This window comes from Streptomyces sp. WELS2, assembly GCF_013870595.1.
GTDB lineage: Bacteria > Actinomycetota > Actinomycetes > Streptomycetales > Streptomycetaceae > Streptomyces.
Genome location: NZ_JACBWZ010000389.1, coordinates 1 through 5,728, shown reverse-complemented (window position 1 = coordinate 5,728; position 5,728 = coordinate 1). Strand labels below are relative to the sequence as shown.

Below are 5,728 nucleotides of genomic sequence, written 5' to 3'. Positions count from 1 at the left end.
GGCGGCGCGGCGGCGCGGGGCTGGGTGTTCAGCGCCCCGTTCACCGATCCCGGCAGCGTGTCCGGCGCCTTCCGGTCCGCCTACCGCGCGGCCTACGGCACCGCGCCCGGCCGCTGGGCCCCGGAGGCGTACGACGCCGTCGGACTGGTCGCCCGGGCCCTGGAGTCGCTGGGCGGCGGGGCCGGCGTCACCGCGGGCGCGGTCGCCGAGCGGCTGTCGGACCTCGCCTACCAGGGACTCGCCAAGCCCCTCCGCCTCACCGCGGACAACTCCCGGAGCATCGACACGGCGTGGGACAAGGGGTACTTCCCGTATCAGACGGAAGGAAACGCCTTCCGGTTCCTCGGCCCGTCCGGCCGGGTCACCGGACGCGGATGAAAAATGGGATGCAACCTTGTGCGGAGGTTGTGAGTCTTCTGATCGATCACACCGTGGTCGCGTCTACAAGGAGACCATCATCAGCGCCATACGCAAGACCCTCACCGCCACCGCCGTCGTCGGTGCCGTCCTCGCGGGCTCCGCCGCCTGCGGAACGGTGGAGCAGCTCTCCGCCGGCCAGAAGCTCGACAAGGCCTTCGACAAGCTCGGCGAGAAGAAGACGCTCTCCTTCGAGCTGGACCTGGACACCGACGCCGCGTCCCTGAAGGCGCTGGACGCCAAGTCCAAGCCGGAGCCCGGCGACGAGATGCCCGACGAGGCCGCGAAGCTGCTCAGCGACGCGAAGATCACGCTCACCGTGGAGTCGAAGAAGCCGCTCACCGAGTCCGGTGAGAAGGACCTCGTCGGTATGGCCGTGAAGGTCAGCAGCCCGGACGGCGACCTCGCCGAGTACCGGATGATCGGTGACAACGCCTACCTCCGCGCCGACGTCGACACCATCGGCAAGCTGACGGGCAGCCCCGTTCCGCCCGCCGACGAACTCCCGCCGGAGGCCGGGGCCTTCAAGGACGTGCTTCAGGGCAAGTGGGTGAAGTTCAACGTCAAGGACATGGAGAAGGCCGGTCTCGGCGGCGGTGGGGACGAGGACAGCCCCTCGCCCGCGCCGTCCCTGGACGCCAAGACGCAGCAGAAGCTCATGAAGTCGCTGCGCGAGGTCGTCGCCCGCGAGGTGAAGCTGAAGACGACCGACGGAGACGGTGACACCGAGCACATCACCGCCACGGCCCCCTTCCGCACGCTGATGACCAAGATGATCGGCGAGATCCGCCCGCTGGCGAAGGACCTGCCGCCGGGCATGGACCTGCCGACGGACAAGGACCTGAAGGACGCCCCCAACGCCAAGGTGACGGCGGACTTCACGCTCGTGAACGGTGAGCTGTCCGAGGTGAACGTGGACCTCGCCAAGCTGGCCGAGACGGCCAAGGTCAAGAAGCTGGGCCTGACCCTGCGGATGAGCGAGGGCACCAAGCCCACCGCTCCGGCCGACGCCAAGGTCCTGGACCTGAAGGAGATGATGCAGGGCCTCTTCTCCGGGCCGGGGATGACCGACGACGAGTTCGGCGACGAGGAGTTCTGAGCACGCCGGGCGGGAGGGAGCCCGGGCGGCCGCCCTCCCGCCGTCACCGCGTGACGGTCACCGGAACTCGGCTGCTCCGGGCGAGCCGGTGCCCCGGTTCGGAGAGGCCCAGAGCGAGCACGGCCACGGCGGCGCCGACCAGGCTGATGTTCCGGGGCCCGATGGTGCTGATGCCCACCGCGCCGATGACACCGGACAGGGCGACGGCCAGGTAGAGGAACGCGGCGTTGAGGGAGATCAGGAGGGAAGCGGACTCCGGATCGACCGGCAACCTCTACGCCGGGACGCCGGCCTCGACGCCATGGCGGAGCGGGCGGAGGAACCCGGCAGCACCGTGCACCGGCTCGCGGTCGAGCACAAGCGCAAGGTGGCCGACTACGTGCGCGGCGTGATCGAGGACGCCGGCCACGCCGGGGCGCCGGAACTGGCCGAGCAGTTCACGCTCCTCATGGACGGGGCCGTGGTCACCGCGATGAGCGAGCGCGGCGTCGAGCCCTTCCGGCGGGCGCGGCGGATGGCGGAGAGACTGCTGTCCTGACGGCCGTACCGCCTCGCAGGCGCCCGGCCGACCGGCCGTCACACACCTCGGCGTTCGACGGGCACCGCGCGGCGTGCTCGCCGAGCGTGCGGGTGACGAAGCTCAGCACCTCGTCGCCGGGGCCGCCCACGGTCACCGGGCAGGCGGCCGCCAGGCCGACCGCGCCGAGACTGTCGGCGCACGCCTGGCGGGCCGGCGCGACTGTACGTCATGTACCGCTCGGCGCGGGTCGCTTCTCGACCTGGGTGAAGAGGGAGAGCGCCCTCCCGCCGGCCGTCAGTCCGTGCTCAGCATTCCCTCGCGCAGGCGGGCCAGCAGCCGCGAGAGGAGGCGGGAGACATGCATCTGGGAGACGCCGAGGCGTTCGCCGATCTGGGCCTGGGTCAGTTCCTCGACGAACCGCCAGTGGATGATCCTGCGGTCGCGTTCGTCGAGCTCGGCGATCATGGGGGCGAGGGCGCGGAAGTCCTCGACCAGTCCGAGGGCGGCGTCGTCGGCGCCGATGAAGTCCGCCAGCGCGGCTTCACCGTCCTCGCTTCCGTTGATCGCCGCGTCCAGGGAGGCCGACTTGTAACCGTTGGAGGCCAGCTGGGCCTCGACGACCTCGTCCTCCGGCAGGCTCATCAGCTCGGACAGCTCTTTGGTCGTCGGCGTCCGGCCCAGTCGGCTGCGCAGCTCCTCGTTGGCGCGGGCGAGTTGCACCCGGGCCTCCTGAAGCCGGCGCGGGACGTGCACGGCCCAGGACGTGTCGCGGAAGAACCGCTTGATCTCCCCCACGATGTAGGGAACCGCGAACGAGGTGAACTCCACCTCGCGGGACAGCTCGAACCGGTCGATGGCCTTGATCAGACCGATCATGCCGACCTGGACGATGTCCTCCATCTCCTCCGGCCCCCGGCTGCGGAACCGGCCGGCGGCGAAGCGTACGAGGGACATGTTCATCTCGATCAGCGTGTTCCGCGCGTACTGGTACTCGGGAGTCCCCTCCTCCAGCACCGCCAGCTGGTCGAAGAACAGCCTCGACAGCTCCCGCGCGTCCTTCGGCGCGACCTGGGACGGGACCGCGATCTCCGGAACGTCCGTCGCGTGCCCGGTCCTCTGCACGGTCGTCGTCGCCATGATGCGCCCTTCTCGTTCGGTGGTCGTCCTTGCCGGTCGTTCCGGCGAACTGCCGCCTACCCCGGCTGCCGACCGTCATGCATGGGTGTTCGTGCGTTCCGTCACACCCTTCCGGGCCGCGTACGGCCGATGCGGGGCGACGGCGCCGGGGGACCGGGGCGTCGACGGCCCGGTCACGACTCCCGCGCGCGGGCGGTGATGACCAGGGCGGCCTGGTCGTCCTCGACGTCCAGGCCGTTCATGAAGCCCCGGACGTCTTCGGCCACCGCCCTGACGATGTCCGTCGCGGCCGGCCGGCGCGGCGCGGAAGCCAGGGCCTCGGCGAGCCGCGTGTCGCCGTACTGCTCGCTTCCGTCGGACCGGCACTCGGTGAGGCCGTCGGTGTAGAGGAACAGGCTCTCCCCGCCAAGGAGGGTGAAGCGGCGGGCGGCGAGCCTCGGCGGGATGCCGATGCCGAGCAGCCCGCCGGACGCTTCGACGGCGTTCACCGTGTGCTGGGTGTCCAGGAGCAGGGGCGGCGTGTGACCGGCCCGGACCAGGTGGACGGCGAGCCCGTCGGCGGCGGGCGTCAGATGCCCGTAGACGAGGGTCACGAAGCCGTTGTTCTGCTGGGCGTACCGGTCGTTCAGAGCCTTGTCCACGGCCTTGACGACGTCGACGGGGTCGTCGAGGAGCGGAGCGACGGCACGGGCGGTGTGGCGCACCAGCGCGGTCGTGGTGGCGGCGGTGGCTCCGCGCCCGCAGACATCGCCGAGGACGAAGGACCAGCTCCCGTCACCACGGGCGAAGACGTCGTAGAAGTCCCCGCCGATCTCCAGCCCCTCGCCGGCCGGATGGTAGAAGGCGGCGAGCTGGGCGCCGGGGACCTCCGGCAGGTCGGGCAGCAGAAGGCCGGTCTGCAGGTCCCGGGCCAGAGCGGCGCGTTGTGCGTACTGACGTGCGTTGCGGGCGGCCGAGGCCGCGCGCCGGGCCAGTTCCTCCGCCAGGGCGACCTGGTGGCCGTCGAGACAGTGCCCGGCGGTGGACAGCAGGGTCAGCGCGCCGAACGGGCGCCCGCGGTCCAGCAGGGGTACGCAGACGTAACCCGTGACGCCGAGATCGTGCCAGGGGCCCGGGCCGGTCGGGGTACGGCGGGCGACTTCGGTCAGGCCGGAGGCCAGAACACGCGCGACCGCGTCGTCCTTGGTGTCGCGGGCGGGGCGGTGGGCGGCCAGCAGTCTGCGGGCCTCCTCCGTCGGTGCGGCGGTCGCCACCCGGCGCACGCGTCCGGCCTCCACGACGTCGACCGCGGCCAGGGGCGCCAGGGTGGGGGCGGCCAAGGTGGCCAGCCGCTGGAGAGTCTGGGTCTCGTCCAGCCGGCCGGCCAGGGCGGTGCTGGCGGTCAGCAGGAAGGCAAGGTCGTGCCGGGCCGCTTTCTCCCGCGCGTCGGCTTCGAGCCGGGCCTGTTCCGCGCGGTGACGTTCGATGGCCAGGGCCGCCGTGTCGGCGAAGACGCGGGTCAGCGCGAGATCGGTGTCCTGAGGGGCGCGGGGAACCCGGTGGTACATCGCGAAGGTGCCCAGCAGCCGGCCCTCCCGGTCGAGGATCGGTCTGGACCAGCAGGCGGCGACTCCGGCCTGCCGTGCGAGGTCGCGGAAGTCGGTCCACAAGGGGTCGGTGGCGATGTCGCTCACGCTCACGTTGCGGCGCCGGTGGGCGGCGGTGCCGCACGATCCCACGCCTTCGCCGATGGCTATGCCGTCGATGGCCTGGTTGTAGAAGTCGGGCAGGCTGGGAGCCGCACCGTGGCGCAGTCGGCGGTTCTCCTCGTCGGCCAGCAGAACGGAGACGAGCACGCCCGGGGACAGTTCCTCGATCGCCCGGCACATGCCGTCCAGCACGTCCGGCAGCGGGGCCTGGCGGGCGATCTGCTCCAGCAGCGCGCGCTGTTCGGCGGCCAGGCGCCGGGCGTGCTTGGCCTGGGTCGTCTCCACGCCGAGCATCCGGACGCCGATCACATTGCCTCCGGTGTCGCGGCGGGCCTCGTAGGTGAAGTCGAAGTACGCCTCGCGCGCCTCGTCCTCCGGGCCGACCAGGACACGGGCGTCGCGGCCGACGTACCGTGTGCCCGTCCGGTAGACCTGGTCCAGGAGTCCGATGATTCCCTGCGCGTCCAGCTCGGGCATGAGTTCGGCCAGCGGGACACCGGTACGCTCCCGACGTCCGCCTCCGATCGCCGCGAAGAACGCCGGGTTCGCCGCCTCCAGCACGTGGGCGGGTCCCGCCATGGACGCGAACAGCGCGGTCGATGTGCCGAACAACGACGACAGGTCCTCGTCCGTGTCGCGCGCCGTGTCCGTCGGGCGGACGTCGCTCCTCGTCCGCCGCTCCCGCTCAACCCTCATCTCGCCCCCTCGCCGGACCGCCCGGGTGGCGGACACCGGACCGGTCGTCATCTCGCACGCCATCAGTCGATGTGTGTCGTCAAGGTCGTATGCGCCGGGACGGCCGGTGCAAGCCTCCCGGAGCGTGTTCGCCGCTCGTCGCCGTGCCCCCGGCAGGCGCACGGCCGGGCC

Annotated in this window: 5 protein-coding genes and 1 pseudogene; 3 read left to right on the top strand and 3 right to left on the bottom strand. The window is 71.7% G+C overall.

The genetic code is table 11. The features are described 5' to 3' along the window. Nucleotides 1-378: pseudogene (locus tag H5J33_RS21270) on the top strand (serine/threonine protein kinase); the annotation flags it as partial. Between the two features lie 157 nt (nucleotides 379-535). Beyond that, the gene (locus H5J33_RS21265) at nucleotides 536-1,516 is read left to right on the top strand and encodes a hypothetical protein (RefSeq protein ID WP_181796514.1); all 981 of its coding nucleotides are present in this window, start codon (nucleotides 536-538) and stop codon (nucleotides 1,514-1,516) included. Between the two features lie 43 nt (nucleotides 1,517-1,559). Here H5J33_RS21265 and H5J33_RS21260 read toward each other — a convergent pair whose 3' ends face one another. Then, a complete protein-coding gene (locus H5J33_RS21260; RefSeq protein ID WP_181796513.1) occupies nucleotides 1,560-1,787 on the bottom strand; it encodes a hypothetical protein in 228 nt (75 codons plus the stop codon). A gap of 30 nt (nucleotides 1,788-1,817) precedes the next feature. On the opposite strand from H5J33_RS21260, the gene H5J33_RS21255 reads away from it, so the two are divergent. Then, nucleotides 1,818-2,054 carry a hypothetical protein gene (locus H5J33_RS21255; RefSeq protein WP_181796512.1) on the top strand — a complete coding sequence of 79 codons (237 nt, stop codon included), beginning with the start codon at nucleotides 1,818-1,820 and terminating at the stop codon, nucleotides 2,052-2,054. 276 nt (nucleotides 2,055-2,330) lie between these two features. Here H5J33_RS21255 and H5J33_RS21250 read toward each other — a convergent pair whose 3' ends face one another. Both H5J33_RS21250 and H5J33_RS21245 read right to left on the bottom strand, forming a co-directional pair. Next, a complete protein-coding gene (locus tag H5J33_RS21250; protein ID WP_181796511.1) occupies nucleotides 2,331-3,173 on the bottom strand; it encodes a SigB/SigF/SigG family RNA polymerase sigma factor in 843 nt (280 codons plus the stop codon). Between the two features lie 173 nt (nucleotides 3,174-3,346). Continuing rightward, nucleotides 3,347-5,557 (bottom strand): SpoIIE family protein phosphatase, encoded by a 2,211-nt coding sequence (locus H5J33_RS21245; RefSeq protein ID WP_181796510.1) that lies wholly within the window; start codon nucleotides 5,555-5,557, stop codon nucleotides 3,347-3,349. Between the last annotated feature and the right edge of the window lie 171 nt (nucleotides 5,558-5,728).

Bases quoted from the DNA above. Each gene is read 5' to 3' on its own strand.
- H5J33_RS21255 (WP_181796512.1), top strand. From the start codon at position 1,818: ATGGCGGAGCGGGCGGAGGAACCCGGCAGCACCGTGCACCGGCTCGCG.
- H5J33_RS21250 (WP_181796511.1), bottom strand. From the start codon at position 3,173: ATGGCGACGACGACCGTGCAGAGGACCGGGCACGCGACGGACGTTCCG.
- H5J33_RS21245 (WP_181796510.1), bottom strand. From the start codon at position 5,557: ATGAGGGTTGAGCGGGAGCGGCGGACGAGGAGCGACGTCCGCCCGACG.